The 12,293-nt window shown below is 62.5% G+C and carries 19 protein-coding genes; 8 read left to right on the top strand and 11 right to left on the bottom strand.

The features are described 5' to 3' along the window. Window positions 1-17: 17 nt before the first annotated feature. Entirely contained in the window at window positions 18-935 is a 918-nt protein-coding gene (locus tag RHPLAN_RS25575; RefSeq protein WP_068023901.1) for an alpha/beta fold hydrolase, read from the bottom strand. Between the two features lie 319 nt (window positions 936-1,254). On the opposite strand from RHPLAN_RS25575, the gene RHPLAN_RS25570 reads away from it, so the two are divergent. Further along, complete coding sequence (locus tag RHPLAN_RS25570) at window positions 1,255-1,998, top strand: outer membrane protein (RefSeq protein WP_068023899.1); 744 nt, start codon at window positions 1,255-1,257, stop codon at window positions 1,996-1,998. 115 nt (window positions 1,999-2,113) lie between these two features. On the opposite strand, the gene RHPLAN_RS25565 is transcribed toward RHPLAN_RS25570, so the two are convergent. After that, complete coding sequence (locus tag RHPLAN_RS25565; RefSeq protein ID WP_068023897.1) at window positions 2,114-2,518, bottom strand: helix-turn-helix domain-containing protein; 405 nt, start codon at window positions 2,516-2,518, stop codon at window positions 2,114-2,116. Window positions 2,519-2,664: 146 nt separating this feature from the next. On the opposite strand from RHPLAN_RS25565, the gene RHPLAN_RS25560 reads away from it, so the two are divergent. Further along, a complete protein-coding gene (locus tag RHPLAN_RS25560; RefSeq protein WP_068023894.1) occupies window positions 2,665-2,973 on the top strand; it encodes a hypothetical protein in 309 nt (102 codons plus the stop codon). A 115-nt stretch (window positions 2,974-3,088) separates the two neighbouring features. On the opposite strand, the gene RHPLAN_RS25555 is transcribed toward RHPLAN_RS25560, so the two are convergent. From RHPLAN_RS25555 to RHPLAN_RS25545, 3 genes are all read right to left on the bottom strand, one after another. Next, entirely contained in the window at window positions 3,089-3,301 is a 213-nt protein-coding gene (locus RHPLAN_RS25555; protein ID WP_157100479.1) for a hypothetical protein, read from the bottom strand. A gap of 126 nt (window positions 3,302-3,427) precedes the next feature. Then, entirely contained in the window at window positions 3,428-3,733 is a 306-nt protein-coding gene (locus RHPLAN_RS25550) for a hypothetical protein (RefSeq protein ID WP_068023889.1), read from the bottom strand. Between the two features lie 150 nt (window positions 3,734-3,883). Then, window positions 3,884-4,228 (bottom strand): helix-turn-helix domain-containing protein, encoded by a 345-nt coding sequence (locus RHPLAN_RS25545; RefSeq protein WP_068023886.1) that lies wholly within the window; start codon window positions 4,226-4,228, stop codon window positions 3,884-3,886. 134 nt (window positions 4,229-4,362) lie between these two features. On the opposite strand from RHPLAN_RS25545, the gene RHPLAN_RS25540 reads away from it, so the two are divergent. The 4 genes from RHPLAN_RS25540 (at window position 4,363) to RHPLAN_RS25525 (ending at window position 6,476) form a co-directional block, all read left to right on the top strand. Next, window positions 4,363-4,938 carry a GcrA family cell cycle regulator gene (locus tag RHPLAN_RS25540; protein WP_068023884.1) on the top strand — a complete coding sequence of 192 codons (576 nt, stop codon included), beginning with the start codon at window positions 4,363-4,365 and terminating at the stop codon, window positions 4,936-4,938. A gap of 10 nt (window positions 4,939-4,948) precedes the next feature. Beyond that, window positions 4,949-5,557: a YdaU family protein gene (locus RHPLAN_RS25535; RefSeq protein ID WP_198164489.1), complete on the top strand. Its 609-nt coding sequence runs from the start codon at window positions 4,949-4,951 to the stop codon at window positions 5,555-5,557. Continuing rightward, window positions 5,557-6,147: a hypothetical protein gene (locus RHPLAN_RS25530; RefSeq protein ID WP_068023877.1), complete on the top strand. Its 591-nt coding sequence runs from the start codon at window positions 5,557-5,559 to the stop codon at window positions 6,145-6,147. Before RHPLAN_RS25535 ends, RHPLAN_RS25530 begins: the two co-directional genes overlap by 1 nt. A 95-nt stretch (window positions 6,148-6,242) precedes the next feature. After that, the gene (locus RHPLAN_RS25525; RefSeq protein WP_198164488.1) at window positions 6,243-6,476 is read left to right on the top strand and encodes a PilZ domain-containing protein; all 234 of its coding nucleotides are present in this window, start codon (window positions 6,243-6,245) and stop codon (window positions 6,474-6,476) included. Window positions 6,477-6,745: 269 nt separating this feature from the next. Here the strand turns inward: RHPLAN_RS25525 and RHPLAN_RS25520 are convergent, their stop codons facing one another. Together RHPLAN_RS25520 and RHPLAN_RS25515 are read right to left on the bottom strand one after the other, a co-directional pair. Continuing rightward, a complete protein-coding gene (locus RHPLAN_RS25520) occupies window positions 6,746-7,621 on the bottom strand; it encodes a DUF6625 family protein (RefSeq protein ID WP_068023871.1) in 876 nt (291 codons plus the stop codon). 47 nt (window positions 7,622-7,668) lie between these two features. Beyond that, window positions 7,669-8,463, bottom strand: coding sequence for a class I SAM-dependent methyltransferase (locus RHPLAN_RS25515; RefSeq protein WP_068023868.1), 795 nt, complete (start codon window positions 8,461-8,463; stop codon window positions 7,669-7,671). Window positions 8,464-8,580: 117 nt separating this feature from the next. On the opposite strand from RHPLAN_RS25515, the gene RHPLAN_RS25510 reads away from it, so the two are divergent. Next, window positions 8,581-9,897: a phenylacetate--CoA ligase family protein gene (locus tag RHPLAN_RS25510; RefSeq protein WP_068023865.1), complete on the top strand. Its 1,317-nt coding sequence runs from the start codon at window positions 8,581-8,583 to the stop codon at window positions 9,895-9,897. 11 nt (window positions 9,898-9,908) lie between these two features. Here the strand turns inward: RHPLAN_RS25510 and RHPLAN_RS25505 are convergent, their stop codons facing one another. Both RHPLAN_RS25505 and RHPLAN_RS25500 read right to left on the bottom strand, forming a co-directional pair. Next, window positions 9,909-10,856 carry a hypothetical protein gene (locus RHPLAN_RS25505; protein ID WP_157100477.1) on the bottom strand — a complete coding sequence of 316 codons (948 nt, stop codon included), beginning with the start codon at window positions 10,854-10,856 and terminating at the stop codon, window positions 9,909-9,911. Between the two features lie 322 nt (window positions 10,857-11,178). Further along, entirely contained in the window at window positions 11,179-11,343 is a 165-nt protein-coding gene (locus RHPLAN_RS25500) for a hypothetical protein (RefSeq protein WP_157100476.1), read from the bottom strand. Between the two features lie 76 nt (window positions 11,344-11,419). On the opposite strand from RHPLAN_RS25500, the gene RHPLAN_RS25495 reads away from it, so the two are divergent. Beyond that, a complete protein-coding gene (locus tag RHPLAN_RS25495) occupies window positions 11,420-11,848 on the top strand; it encodes a low affinity iron permease family protein (protein ID WP_068023856.1) in 429 nt (142 codons plus the stop codon). Window positions 11,849-11,888: 40 nt separating this feature from the next. On the opposite strand, the gene RHPLAN_RS25490 is transcribed toward RHPLAN_RS25495, so the two are convergent. Beyond that, window positions 11,889-12,101, bottom strand: coding sequence for a hypothetical protein (locus RHPLAN_RS25490; RefSeq protein ID WP_237179914.1), 213 nt, complete (start codon window positions 12,099-12,101; stop codon window positions 11,889-11,891). A 33-nt stretch (window positions 12,102-12,134) separates the two neighbouring features. Next, window positions 12,135-12,260 carry a hypothetical protein gene (locus RHPLAN_RS40815; RefSeq protein ID WP_257730306.1) on the bottom strand — a complete coding sequence of 42 codons (126 nt, stop codon included), beginning with the start codon at window positions 12,258-12,260 and terminating at the stop codon, window positions 12,135-12,137. Between the last annotated feature and the right edge of the window lie 33 nt (window positions 12,261-12,293).

Below are 12,293 nucleotides of genomic sequence, written 5' to 3'. Positions count from 1 at the left end.
AGCCCTCGCCTGGGGCTCTACGGCTTGAAGAACTCCACGAGCTTCGGGATCACCTGGTCCGGCGCTTCGTCGATCAGCCAGTGGCCGGAGCCTTTCACGATCACGCCCTCGACATTGTCGGCGACCATCTTGCCTTGATCGATCAGGAACTGCCCTCCGGCCTTTTCGCCGGAAAGCACCAGCATCGGCATCTTCAGCTTCGTCTTCGCCAGTTCGGCGAAGTCCTTGGCGTCCTGATCGAAGGCGCGGAACACCTCGAAGCCCGCGCGCATGGCGCCGGGCTGCGCGTAAGCCTTGGTGTAGAACCGGCGGTCGGTCTCAGACACGGACTTTTTCGGATTGGCCGCGAAGTCATTCCAGAAATGCTCGAAGTAGATGCGCTCGCGGCCGGCTACGAGCTTCAGCGGCGTCTCGCCGTAGAAGTGGAAGTGCCACAAGTCGCGTAGCAGGAAGATGCCGGTGGTGTCGCCAATGCCGGGCAGGAACGCATCCATCAGCACGATGCGGTCGACCTCGTCGGGATATTGCGCGGCGTAGGCATAGGCCACCATCAGCCCGATGTCGTGGCCGGCGATGCCCACGCGCTTCAATCCGAGCGACTGCGTAAGCGCATGGACGTCTTGCGCCATGGTCTTCTTGTCGTAGCCGCTCGCGGGCTTGCCCGATCCGCCGAAGCCACGAAGGTCCGGCGCAATGACGGTATGAGTCGCGGCGAGCTTCGGAATCAGCGGCCGCCACATGTGGCTGTTCTGCGCATAGCCGTGCAGCAGGATGACGGGCGAGCCTTGCCCGGCGACGAGATAGTGCAGCTTCACGCCGTTCACCTCGGCGAAGCGGCTCTCAATGCGCGGCTCGGCGGCATTCGCGGCCGGCGCGAGCGATGCGACGGCAGCGGCGAGGACTGCCAGAAGTCCTGCGATCGTGAAGCGAAACATGCGGTGCTCTCCCCAACGTGATTCTCAGGCTTTGTACGCCATGACGGGCATGCGGAATTGGACAGGGGTGCTGCATTTTTGATGAAAGTTGTCTCCATGCGGCCGAAGGCGATGTCTTTGATTTATCACAAGAAGACAGAGCCGATGCCGATGGCGGTCATATCGGGGTGCGCTGCGAAAGCGAGAATCGTGGCCGGAATGCCACGCTCAGTTGGATTCTGTTCCATTCCCCTCACGAATCGTGGGAAATGCCGCGCAGTCGGTTGTTCCCGTCGGTTCGCGCTTTAAAATCACTCGCATTAGAACAGGGGGCTTTCACATGCGTATTTGCATCGCGAGTTTGCTGGCCGCCGCGTTGGGTGTGGGCGCCGCACAAGCGGCCGACCTGCCGATGGTGACCAAGGCTCCGGCCAAGGTCGTAGCGATGACCTGGACCGGCGTCTACATCGGTGCCTATGGCGGTTACGGTTGGGCCAACACCGGCAAGTTCTTCGACTCAAGCATCCCGGCCGCCGTTGCTCAGGACGAAGGCAGCCACATTGCGCGCGGCGGACTCGCGGGCGGCACGCTCGGTGCGAACTTCCAGTCTGGAATCTGGGTGTTCGGTATCGAAGCCGATGGCGGCTGGGCCGATCTGAAGGGCGACAATCTTGATCCTGTTACTCCCAGCCTGATCTCGCATCATTCGAAAATCGATGCACTCGGAACGGTGACCGGCCGCTTCGGTGTCGCCGCTGATCGCACGCTGTTCTACGTGAAGGGCGGCGGTGCTTTTGCTGACAGGACATTCAGCGTCTCGAACATTCAGAGCGGCGCACTGCTCGGCGAGAACAGCGGAGTGCGCTGGGGTTGGGTGGTCGGCGCGGGCGTCGAACATATGTTTGCGCCGAACTGGTCGGCCAAGCTCGAATACAACTACATCGACTTGGGCCACGATGGGATCAGCACAGTCTGTCTGAACGCGCCCTGCACCGGCACGATCATCAACGAGACCGTTCGGCAGGAAATTCAGGTGGTCAAGGTCGGCATCAACTATCGCTTCTCGGGCTGGCCCGGGATGTAATCCCGATCAGCAAGCAAATCGAAAGAGGCCGGGCATTGCCCGGCCTCTTTTCTTTTCGGCTGATTTCGGTTGCTTCGATTCGCCCTTACGCCGGGCGCACCGCCGATGCCGAAGCCTACATCCCCGCTTTGAGAATCGCGGCGGCCGCCTCGACCATTTGCGCGCGCTGCGCGGGCTTCGCGCGGTCCCAGATCGACCAGATGTTGTCGGGCTCGGTCGGGTCGCACAGCAGAAGCGCTGCGACGTCACCGTAGGTGAGCTCCTCGGCGAGCGCTTCGAGAATGGGCTGCGAATAAGGCTGCAGGCCGCGCTCGATCCGCGACAGGCTTGCATGTGTCATGTGCCCGACTCGCTTGCCGACGCGCACCGCGAGAAACTCGAGGCTCAGTCCGCGCTTCTTGCGCCACGTGCGGATGTAGGTCATGCCGAAGGTGGGCTTGCGCTTTCGCCGGGGCGCGGCTTTCGCCGCCGCCTTCGGCGCAGCTTTCGATGTCGCTTTCAAGGTCGTTTTCTTGGCCATGTACGCAGCATGTACCGCGCGGCGGTATTTGTATAGGCCGGAAGTTCCCTGGGCACGACCGCAGCAAGTTCGCGGTCGCGTCAAACTTTCGCCTCACCAGAGGCCACCATCGCGACGGTATCTTGAGCAAGCAAGGGGGACGTGGCGTGGACGATCAGTTCGGCGCGAGCCGTTTCAATCACGTCGGCCCGCGCGACCTCCCGCATCTCCTGGAATGGCATTCCTCGCACTGCATTTGTCTCGCGGATGCGAGTGCGTTTCCGCGTGTCAAGAATTTGCTGCGCCAGCTCGCGGCCGATCTCGCCATCGAGGCTGACGCGTTACGCCGGCAGTGGCAGGCACGCGACCTTGCCGCGATTACGCCGCACGCCCCGCGTCCGCAATTCCTTCCCGGCGAGCGAGACGGCCGGCCCGGAGTCGCAGCCCGGTTCTGGCCGGTGCTGCATCGCGCCTAGCAGCGTTCAAAGTTCGCGGTGCGCCCGGTCGGCGGTTGCGCATCGGTCAACGAGACAGCTTCAAAAAGGAAAGCCCCGCCTCGAAAGGCGGGGCTTCCTCTTACCAGGTCGTCGCTCAGCGATGGATGATGACCTTGGTGCCACGGTGACGCGGACGATCCCCACGGTGCTTGTTCCAGCCGTAGTGATGGCCCCGATTCCAGCCGTAGTGATGGCCTCGATCCTTCTTGATGATCACCGTCCGCGCATCGGCCGATGAAGTCGCAGCGATCGGAGCCGCGATGCCCAGCACAGCGAGCGCGATAACGGAAGCGATGATCTTACGCATGTCGATCTCCTTGGTGTTGTATTTCGCCGGAGAGAATGCGCAGACGTGTGGAATCGTTCCGAACAATTTTCTGAATATGTGTTCAGAGAACGGACAGCGCGTGAACAACGCCACGCAGCGTCAAGACTATGCGGCAAGCACCAGATTGCGCGTCGATGTCACGCCGAGATGGGCGTGCAGGAAGCTCTGCAGCTCGTAGGGCACCGGCTCGCGGTCGGCGTAGAAGCGGTCGGCAATGTCGCGGGCGATGTCTTCGGTAACGTCAGTCAACCTGTGCTCGTCCTCGCGGGCTTCGAGGACCTTCAGGACCTTGCCCTTCTCACCGCTGACGACGAAGTCCGCGACGTTGCGGCGGGTCCATTCGCGGTCGCCGGTGAAGTCGCAGCCGGCTTTGCCGTGGTCGCATTCGAGGAAATAGACCGGATCGAGCATGGGTGGGATTATTACACTAGATGGAAATAACGTCAAGAGAAATTGCATCTAGTGTAAAATATCGGCCTCGATGAATGAATCGGTATGATTCTCGAACGTTCAGGGCAGGGCCTTGGATCGAGACCGCGAAAGGCCCAGGCGCGTTCCGCCTCAAGTCCCCGTCTTGGTCACCGTCTTGGCGATGTCCACGATCATGCGGCGCTGGCCGGGCTTGGCGTGGTCCCACAGCGACCAGATCGAATTGGGGTCGTTCGGGTCTTCCTTCAGCGGGTCGCGCATGATCAGGCTTGGTACATCGGTGCTCAGCGCTGCGGCCGCGGCCTCCAGGAAGTCCTGCGTGTAAGGCTGCTTGCCGGTCTCGACCCGCGACAATTGCGCGGCCGACATGTCCAGCCGCTCGGCGAGTTGCTCCTGCGACAGGCCGCGATACTGGCGCCATTGCCGCACGAAGGTCGGCCGGCGAGGGGTTTTCTTGAATTGAACGCGGCCGGGCATGGGGTTGATTTTACACTAAATGCAAGCTCGGTCTCTATCACTAGATGCAAGTCTGGTTGACTCCAAAATTGCAACTAGAGTAAAAGAACAAAAAGGGAACACAAAGCAATCGCCCCGTGACCCGGAGGACAGCCATGCCATCGCAAGACCCCGCCACGGCGCCGCCGCGCCAGCAGATGATCTGGAGCGAGGAGCACGACCGCATCATCATCGAGAACCGCGGCCGGATGTCCGCTTCGCTGATCGCCGAACTGATCGGCGGCGGCTGCACACGCAGCGCCGTCCTCGGCCGGGCGCGGCGGCTCGGTCTGAAAAAGCTTTCGCGCCACGATCCGGCCCGTTCGATGCGGCCGCGCGCCGTAAGCCCGTGGCCGGTCACGATCAACCCGTGCATGCCGTTGATTCCCGACGTGCCGCCGGTGGTCGACGCGCTCATTCCGTTCGAACAGCGCAAGACGCTGCTGACGCTCGGCCCCAGGGATTGCCATTGGCCGGTGGGAGATCCGCAGGCCGAGGATTTCTTCTTTTGCGGCGCCGAAAGATCCGGCCATGCGTCGTACTGCGCTGCGCATCTTCAGCGCGCCCTCAGGCCGCCGCGTGCCTCCTCCGATGCGAAGAACGTCACGAGGAACTTCAACATGCTGCCGGTCCGTGCCTTCGGCCCGGGCGCGGCGCCGGCCGACCGCTGGCTCCGCGACACCGCCGCATGAGCAGCGCCATATGAGCCGCCGTCCGTGGTTTCCGCTGTTCGTCGCCGACTATCGCGGCGGCACACTTGATCTCAGCCTGGAGCAGCACGGCTGCTATCTCCTGCTGCTGATGACGGCATGGCAGCGCGCCGACAATGCGCTGCCGAACGACATGCGCCTGATCCGCGCGGTGCTGCCCGCGATGCACGGCCATGCCTTCAACCGCATCGTGCCGCCGCTGCTCGATCGCTTCTGGACGCTCGGCGACGACAATTGCTGGCGCAACCCGCGCCTCGATGCCGAGCGGCAGAAGACCGACAAGCGCAGCGCAAACGCCAGGCAGAGTGCCGGCAAACGCTGGGGCCATGCGAGCGAAATCAACGGCATCGCCGATGCGCCGGCGATGCTTCCACAATCACAGTCACAAGAAGAAAGAACAGGGACGTTTGGAAAAATGAAACGGCAAAGGGAATGGCCAACACACGGCGCCGTCAGCAAACGTCGCGGCACGATCTGGCTCAAGTCCGGCTCCTCGGATTTCGACCTGTACGCCGCCGACTACCGGGCCAAGAACAGGATCGATCCGCCGCTCGATGCACTTGGCGGCTACTGGTTCAACATCTGCGGGGAGGCGCGCTGATGGGACGGCCACGCAAGACCAATGTGCGGCGCGACGCGTCGGGCAAGAGCCGGAGCGAGGAGGGGATTCATCCCGAAACGCTCACGGCGCGCGAGCGGAGGCTGCGCGAAGCGGGGGTGCCGCTGACGTTCCGCAAGATGGAGATGACGAAGCTCGGCTGGCGCGAGGTCACGAAACGCACCGCGACCGACCGGATGTCCGGCTTCACGCTCGGCATCCTGCGGCTGCGCGGCAAGGCCGATCCCGGTGGCATTTCCGAGGAGCAGTTCAATGCCGGCGACGGCTTCTGCCGCATCGTGCATCAGCACGCAGCCGTGATGGGCTACCGGCTGTCGGTGCCGTCGCCGAGCCTGATGCTGATGGGCCTGGGCGGTTCGTCGCATGAGGACGACGCCGAACAGATCGCGCGCGTGCGGCGGCGCTTCCAGCGCTGCTTCGATGCGCTGATGGAGGTGAGCCGCACGCACAGCAAGCGCGTCTGGCAGGTGACTTACGGTGTGTGCGTCGAAAACTGGTCGCCGGGGCAACTCAGCGCCGAGGATTACGGGAGTTTACGCATCGGGCTGAACGCGCTGCGGAAGGTGGTGTGACGCCGCCGCATTTACGTATTTCCCCGGATTTCTCCTGGCCGTCGTGCGTCTTAGGGTCGGTGGTCTCGAAAGCAACAATCCGGGAAATGGCGGGCATGCGTCAGCGTTCTCCGCATGGCTTCAATCGCGCGGGCTTCGTGAAGATCGGCGAGGAGACCTATCCTTGCCAACTCACCAACCTGTCGGTGACCGGCGCGACCATTATCTTCGATGGCCCGATCGATCTGCCGGAGCGCTTTGCCGTGCAACTGACCGCTGACGGACACGTGACCCGGGCCTGCAAAACCACCTGGCAGGAGGGCATCGAGACTGGCGTGGTGTTCGAATAGGCGGGCAGATCGAGGCCTGAGCTTACGATCGTTCGCCGTCGTGGCAGGCGCCTTATTTTCCGGGTTGAGTCAGATAGTCGAGCCAGCGCTGCTGTCGGGCATATATCTCTTGCCGTTTCAGGATCGCCGGATTCGGCGTGCCCAGAAGGTAGTCGAATAGCGATTTGAGCAATTGGATCATTTGCGCGCCCGGTGAGTGCTCGCTTCAACGTCGATCTCTTCCTTTGGTTCCGGGAGGGCTGAGCCAGCCGGCCGCTGTGCCGCAAGCATCAAGAGATCGCGCTCGTCGCGCCGATGGCGGTGAAGCCTGCAGGGCTGATGCAGAAACCTTCGGTCGCCGCGCGACGCCAGTCCGCATCGACGAACTTGCGCCCGACCCACGCGCCTTCACCGGGCAGCGGCGGGTTGTTGATCCAGCGCGTCGACTTCCAGCGCATGAAATGCAGGTAGAGAAAGTCACGGCTGCCGTCGCGCTCGTTGGTCAGATGGCCGCGCCGCCAGAACCAGCGCTGCGGATAGTTCATGGTGCCGTCGTGCCAGCCGCGCGGGCTCAGCACCGTGCTGTGGCGTTCGACGAACGACGTGCGGCGGAACGCCCTGGACCTCAGGAACACCTGGTAGAACTGGTTCTCCTCGACACCGAGCTGGCTCGGAGATTCGAGCATCCCGCGATAGTCGGGAATTTCCTCGAAGGCGCGGCGCAGCGAGGGGATGTTGCGCAACACGGTGAAGTGGCCGGAAAGCCGCTCGGGATGCGTGGACACCACGTCGACATTGGCGAATTGCCGCGGTCCGTAGAAACGCGAGATGTCGCCGTAGACCACGTCGAGATCGCCCCAGCCGAAAAACGGAAAGCCCTCCGTATCCTGCTCGTGAAGAAAGCCGAAAGCCGGCCTGACGTCGCTGAGCTTGTCCGGATCGGACGGATCGAACGCGATACCGAGACGGTCTCGGACGAGGGCTTTGTAGTCCGCGAAACTCATGTGAACGTAGCTGATGTTATCGGCCTTATTCTCCGGCTCGCGGCAGTCGGTGTGGATGCGCCACCTGACGCCGGAATTCCACTTGCAGCTTTCGACGAAGAAATTCATCCAGTCGGGCCATGGCCCGAACCAGTAGCAAAGCAGGATGAGCCAGGGCTGCATAGTGGGAGCGGTTTGAGTTCGGTCGGAGCCTAGCGGCGGGACGGAGTTCAACGGCGCTGCATCACGAGGAGCGGGCAACAGTCGGCGAGCTCGTAGGTTCCGGCATCGACAAAACGAACGCCCTCGAAAGACTTTGACGCGAGTTCTGCGAGGGGGGCGCGAGGCGGAAAGCTCAACAACGAGTCGGCGCCCTTGTATTGCTCGATCGCATCGATCTGCGGACGGCTCCATCCGGTATCCCGCACCAGGCGGCCGCGATCGGGAAACATGGCGTCGAACGCGTCATAGATCGCGCCGAACGTCGTGTTGAATTGGCGGTCCTTCGATGCCAGCGCCATGCCGATCCGCCATTTGTAGGCGTGAAAGTTTCCGATCGTGCGGTTCATGGATGCGTCCTTGATCGTGGCCATCGTTTCGGCCCGATCCGGCGCGGAGAACACCCGGAAAACGGCGGGCGCACCGGGCCGCAAGACGGCTGCGACCTGCTCGAGGAAGAGCTGCAGTTCTTCAGACCAGCGCATGAGGGTCGGACTGCCATCGGCAATGCAGGCCGAGAAAGTCGCCGCAGCAAAAGGCATGCGCCGCCAGTCGCCGACCACCGCTCGGCGGTGAGCGGCATTCTTCAGCCAAAGCGCAGACAGCATCGTCGGGCTGATATCGATCGCGACCATGTCGTCGATCAGCCCGGCGAACTCCGTGGTCGCGCCGAGCAACAGACCGGGACCACGATTGCCGCCAAGCTCGCGACCGATGGCCGCCACGACCTCGCTGTTGGGACGCAACGGCGGTGTCAGAAGGTCCCAGGCGCGGATAAGCTTGGCAAAGATATCACTTTTATTCATGAGGCGGGTGATAGTGCCAATCCACTGATCGGGCCAGCGCTATATGTTACAGACCGCCGCGCGCTGGCCAAAGCGGCTATTCGGCACACGCCTCTCGGAGCAGCTCACTCGGAGCCCATGGACTACAACGATCCCCGGCTTGGCGCCGCCATCGGCCACTTGCAGAAGACCTTCCAGGCGAGCGAGCGTGCGCCGGCGGCGCAGCTTCGAAGCTACCAGGAATGGCTGCTGAAACGGCTGCTGCGTCACGCGCACGATACCGTTCCGTTCTACCGGGACAGCTTGTCGCGTCTGTTTCGCGGCGACGAGATCGATCTGTCGCGCTGGCAGGAGCTGCCGATCGTGACCCGCGCCGACGCGGTCGCCAACCGCGACATGATGCTTTGCCAAAGCCTGCCGGCCGAGGCCGGCACCGTGTACCAAGGCACGACGACCGGCACGACCGGGAAGGCTCTGCAGATCCTGTTCAACTCTCTGAATATGGCTGCGGCCAATGCCGCGCTGGCGCGCACGGCACGGTGGTGGGGAATCGATACGGCCGCCACGATGGCGAAGATCGTCATCCATCTCGAAGGTGCGCCGGTGTCATATCCCGAGGGCCGCGACAGCCAGGGCTGGTGTCTGACGCATCCGAAATCGAAAGTCCACGAACTCGACATGTTCACGCCGGTCGAGGATCAGATCGAATGGCTGTTGCGCAAGAAGCCGGCGTATCTGTCGACCTCGCCCGTCAACGCCACGGCGCTCGCCTTTGCCGTCAGCGAAGCGCAGGTTCGCGAGCTCAGCCTGAAGGCGATTCTCGCGTTTGGCGAGACGGTCCTGCCGCTGGCCCGCGAGAGCGTTCCGAAACGCTTCGGCGCGCCGCTGGTCGCGATCTATTCCTGCCAGGAGGTCGGCTACATCGCCACGCAATGTCCACGCACGCCGCACTATCACGTCATGTCGGAGAACGTGCTGGTCGAGATCCTGCGGGAGGACGGCACCGTCGCCGCGCCCGGCGAACTGGGGCAGGTCGTGGTTACCGGCTTCTATAACTACGCCATGCCGTTCATCCGCTATGCGATCGGCGACGTTGCGACGGTTGGACCCGAAACGTGTCCGTGCGGCATGACATTGCCGGTGATCGCGCAGATCGAAGGGCGAACGCGGTACAGTTTCGTGTTCGAGGACGGCACGCGCATGTGGCCGCGCATCGGCAATTTCGACCCCAGCCCGTTTCTCTCATGCCGCGAATTTCAATTGGTTCAGATCGACCGCTGGACGCTCGAGCTTCGCTACGTGGCGGCCGACGACCGCGAGCCCGACGAAGCGGGCCTCCAGGTCTATATCGGAGAGAAATTCCACCCCACGGTCCGGGTGCGGCTGTCGCCGATGCCATCGCTCCCGAAAGGGCCGGGAGGCAAGCTTACGCCCTACCTGTCGATGGTCGAGTAGCGGTCCGCGCGCTAATTAGCGACGAAGGTTTCGCACGTGCCGGGCGACGGCCCGGGACCGTTGTTGCAGCTCAGGTTGGTTGACGAGGAGCTGTTGCTGTTGTGATTGCCGAGAATGCTGAACAGATTGTCCCACGGCTGGATATTGTCTTCGCGGTTGCGCCGGACCAGCGTTTTGTCGCCGTTGCCGAAGTAGAACTTCAGTCCGCCCCAGTAGCCTTCGAAGCTGCTGGATCCGATGCGGCCTTCCGCGAAGAGCGAGACAAGGCGGTTGTGGCCGAGCGGCAGTGCGTACTCGGTGCCGAGCGCCAGCGCATTCTTGCCGCCGAGATAGCGGTGGCCGATGAACGCCTGCCAGTTGTCGGTCAGGTAATAGGAGAGATTGATCTGATCGAAAAAGCGCGTCCTGACGTCATAGCCTTCAGTGAAGGTCGACGCGTTTGTCTGGATGCCGTCGAGGATTTGATAGGTCGTCGAAGACGTCGACGTGCCCGAACCCGAATTGCCGAACTCGACGCCCGTTACGCCCCGCAACGTCCACCGGCCCCAATAGAGTTCAAATTCGGGTCCGATCTGGGTTGCATAGATTCCGCCAAAGCGGTTCCAGCCGGTTTCGCTGACGTAGAGGCCGAGCATGCCCCGGTTGGGATCGCGCCAGAAATAACGACCGACGAAGTTGCCGAATGCGTAGCCGCCGAGGCTGCCGCCCAGAAGGTCGAGTTGTGCGCCGGTCTGCTTGGTGACCGGGACGGCAAACACGCCGCGAGCGGCGGCGAGCCCCAGGCCGGTAAACGATCCGCCGAACAACTCGGCCCGGTAATTGATTCCATCGACGGCCGGCTTGAACACCGTGCTGTTCTGGTACGTGAACGCGCCCGCGAACACATCTTGCGCAGCCGCTTCACCGAGCGGAGCCAGCAGAAGTCCCAACGCGCCCGTCAGAGCGCTGGTGGAACGCAACCAGTCAACTGCCCTCAAGCCAACCCCCGTCAGCCAAAACAATCCACGTTTGCCAATTGCGGATCATGCCTGACGTTTGTCAATTGCAACAATGGGTTGCCCAACGAATTCAACCGGAAATGCAGTCACCGCGATAAAAAAACAACAGTGCACGCGATGATATGTCGCTCCACAGTGGGGTGTGTCGATTGACAGAGGTATCTGCTGGCCGGCACCGGCAAGTCTCCGTAGTTTTGAGACATTATTCTCAGGGGACAGAATCAAAGCGCGCCTGACACGCATTGCGTGTCATGCCGCTCGCTCGCCAGGGGTGCGCCTTCGCTCAGCCCTTCCTGAACTTGAACTTCGCGACCTCGCCGCAGGCGGCGCACACGAAGGTGTGCTGCATGAAGTCCGGCTCCATCGGTAGAGGCTGGATCATGTTGATGGTCATCGTGCCTGCGCACTTGCTGCAGGGTGTCGTTGCGTCGGTTTTCTTCGGCGCCATGCGGTCCTCGGTCTCGATCAAAGGAACTCGCTCGCGGCCATTGGGTTCATCAGGCGACTTTATAGGGACCAACAATATGCGTGCGGGCCTGCCTGTCAGCCAGATCGGTGCCTCTCAGTCGGGCGGCCGCTCCTGGTTTTCGTGGTTCGCCAATCGGACCGCGCAGCTTTCGGGCAAGCCGGCGACGTTCCTCCTTGCCACGGGCAGCGTCGTGGTGTGGGCCGTCACCGGGCCGTTCTTTCATTTCAGCGATACTTGGCAACTCGTCATCAACACCAGCACGACCATCGTCACGTTCCTGATGGTGTTCCTGATCCAGAACACGCAGAACCGCGACACGGCCGCGCTGCAGGTCAAGCTCGACGAGTTGATCCTCGCGCTGGACAAAGCGCGGAATAACCTGGTGGGCATCGAGGAAGAGTCCGAGGAGATTATCGAGAATCTCAAGCAGCAGGAGCACCGCAAGGCGCGCGGCATCTCGGAGATGAACGGCGCCGAGGCTTAGGGCGCGCAAGTGAGCCGAAGGCCTGAGCGATGTGCTGGCTTTACTTGAGGCGCCGCGCGTTGGCGCGGACGCGCTTGCGACAGTTTTTCATCACCTTGGTGGTGCTGCCGCCGGTGCCAAGGATCAGGCCCGCCTCCGCGGCGGCGATCATTTTCTCGGTGACCATGCGACCGCTCTCGCGGGCCGCGCGCTTGCCACCCTTGGAAAGAATGCGCAGGCGTTTCGAGATCACCACGCCCGCATCAAGCATCATTGACGGCAACCAGAACATCGTCTTGATCCCCCGCTAGGTGGTTTCTTTCAGCTTCTTGGCTCTGGTTGCGATGACGTACCAGCCAATCAGGAATGCCGCGATCGCGGCGAGCAAGCCGATCCCGCCAATGCCGAAGACAAATCCCAAGATCGCGTCCATGCCACGGCAACCGAGGGAGCCGGGGGAGGTTCC

The organism is Rhodoplanes sp. Z2-YC6860, from assembly GCF_001579845.1.
GTDB lineage: Bacteria > Pseudomonadota > Alphaproteobacteria > Rhizobiales > Xanthobacteraceae > Z2-YC6860.
This window is presented reverse-complemented; position numbering and strand designations above follow the sequence as displayed.

What these genes read in the sequence shown, in the direction of transcription:
- RHPLAN_RS25500 (WP_157100476.1), bottom strand. Translation starts at nt 11,343, where the DNA reads ATGGCGCCGAAGAAAACCGACGCAACGACACCCTGCAGCAAGTGCGCA.
- RHPLAN_RS25520 (WP_068023871.1), bottom strand. Translation starts at nt 7,621, where the DNA reads ATGCAGCCCTGGCTCATCCTGCTTTGCTACTGGTTCGGGCCATGGCCC.
- RHPLAN_RS25495 (WP_068023856.1), top strand. Translation starts at nt 11,420, where the DNA reads ATGCGTGCGGGCCTGCCTGTCAGCCAGATCGGTGCCTCTCAGTCGGGC.
- RHPLAN_RS25575 (WP_068023901.1), bottom strand. Translation starts at nt 935, where the DNA reads ATGTTTCGCTTCACGATCGCAGGACTTCTGGCAGTCCTCGCCGCTGCC.
- RHPLAN_RS25565 (WP_068023897.1), bottom strand. Translation starts at nt 2,518, where the DNA reads ATGGCCAAGAAAACGACCTTGAAAGCGACATCGAAAGCTGCGCCGAAG.
- RHPLAN_RS25515 (WP_068023868.1), bottom strand. Translation starts at nt 8,463, where the DNA reads ATGAATAAAAGTGATATCTTTGCCAAGCTTATCCGCGCCTGGGACCTT.
- RHPLAN_RS25545 (WP_068023886.1), bottom strand. Translation starts at nt 4,228, where the DNA reads ATGCCCGGCCGCGTTCAATTCAAGAAAACCCCTCGCCGGCCGACCTTC.
- RHPLAN_RS25525 (WP_198164488.1), top strand. Translation starts at nt 6,243, where the DNA reads ATGCGTCAGCGTTCTCCGCATGGCTTCAATCGCGCGGGCTTCGTGAAG.
- RHPLAN_RS25490 (WP_237179914.1), bottom strand. Translation starts at nt 12,101, where the DNA reads ATGATGCTTGATGCGGGCGTGGTGATCTCGAAACGCCTGCGCATTCTT.
- RHPLAN_RS25510 (WP_068023865.1), top strand. Translation starts at nt 8,581, where the DNA reads ATGGACTACAACGATCCCCGGCTTGGCGCCGCCATCGGCCACTTGCAG.
- RHPLAN_RS25530 (WP_068023877.1), top strand. Translation starts at nt 5,557, where the DNA reads ATGGGACGGCCACGCAAGACCAATGTGCGGCGCGACGCGTCGGGCAAG.
- RHPLAN_RS25550 (WP_068023889.1), bottom strand. Translation starts at nt 3,733, where the DNA reads ATGCTCGATCCGGTCTATTTCCTCGAATGCGACCACGGCAAAGCCGGC.
- RHPLAN_RS40815 (WP_257730306.1), bottom strand. Translation starts at nt 12,260, where the DNA reads ATGGACGCGATCTTGGGATTTGTCTTCGGCATTGGCGGGATCGGCTTG.
- RHPLAN_RS25540 (WP_068023884.1), top strand. Translation starts at nt 4,363, where the DNA reads ATGCCATCGCAAGACCCCGCCACGGCGCCGCCGCGCCAGCAGATGATC.
- RHPLAN_RS25555 (WP_157100479.1), bottom strand. Translation starts at nt 3,301, where the DNA reads ATGCGTAAGATCATCGCTTCCGTTATCGCGCTCGCTGTGCTGGGCATC.
- RHPLAN_RS25570 (WP_068023899.1), top strand. Translation starts at nt 1,255, where the DNA reads ATGCGTATTTGCATCGCGAGTTTGCTGGCCGCCGCGTTGGGTGTGGGC.
- RHPLAN_RS25535 (WP_198164489.1), top strand. Translation starts at nt 4,949, where the DNA reads ATGAGCCGCCGTCCGTGGTTTCCGCTGTTCGTCGCCGACTATCGCGGC.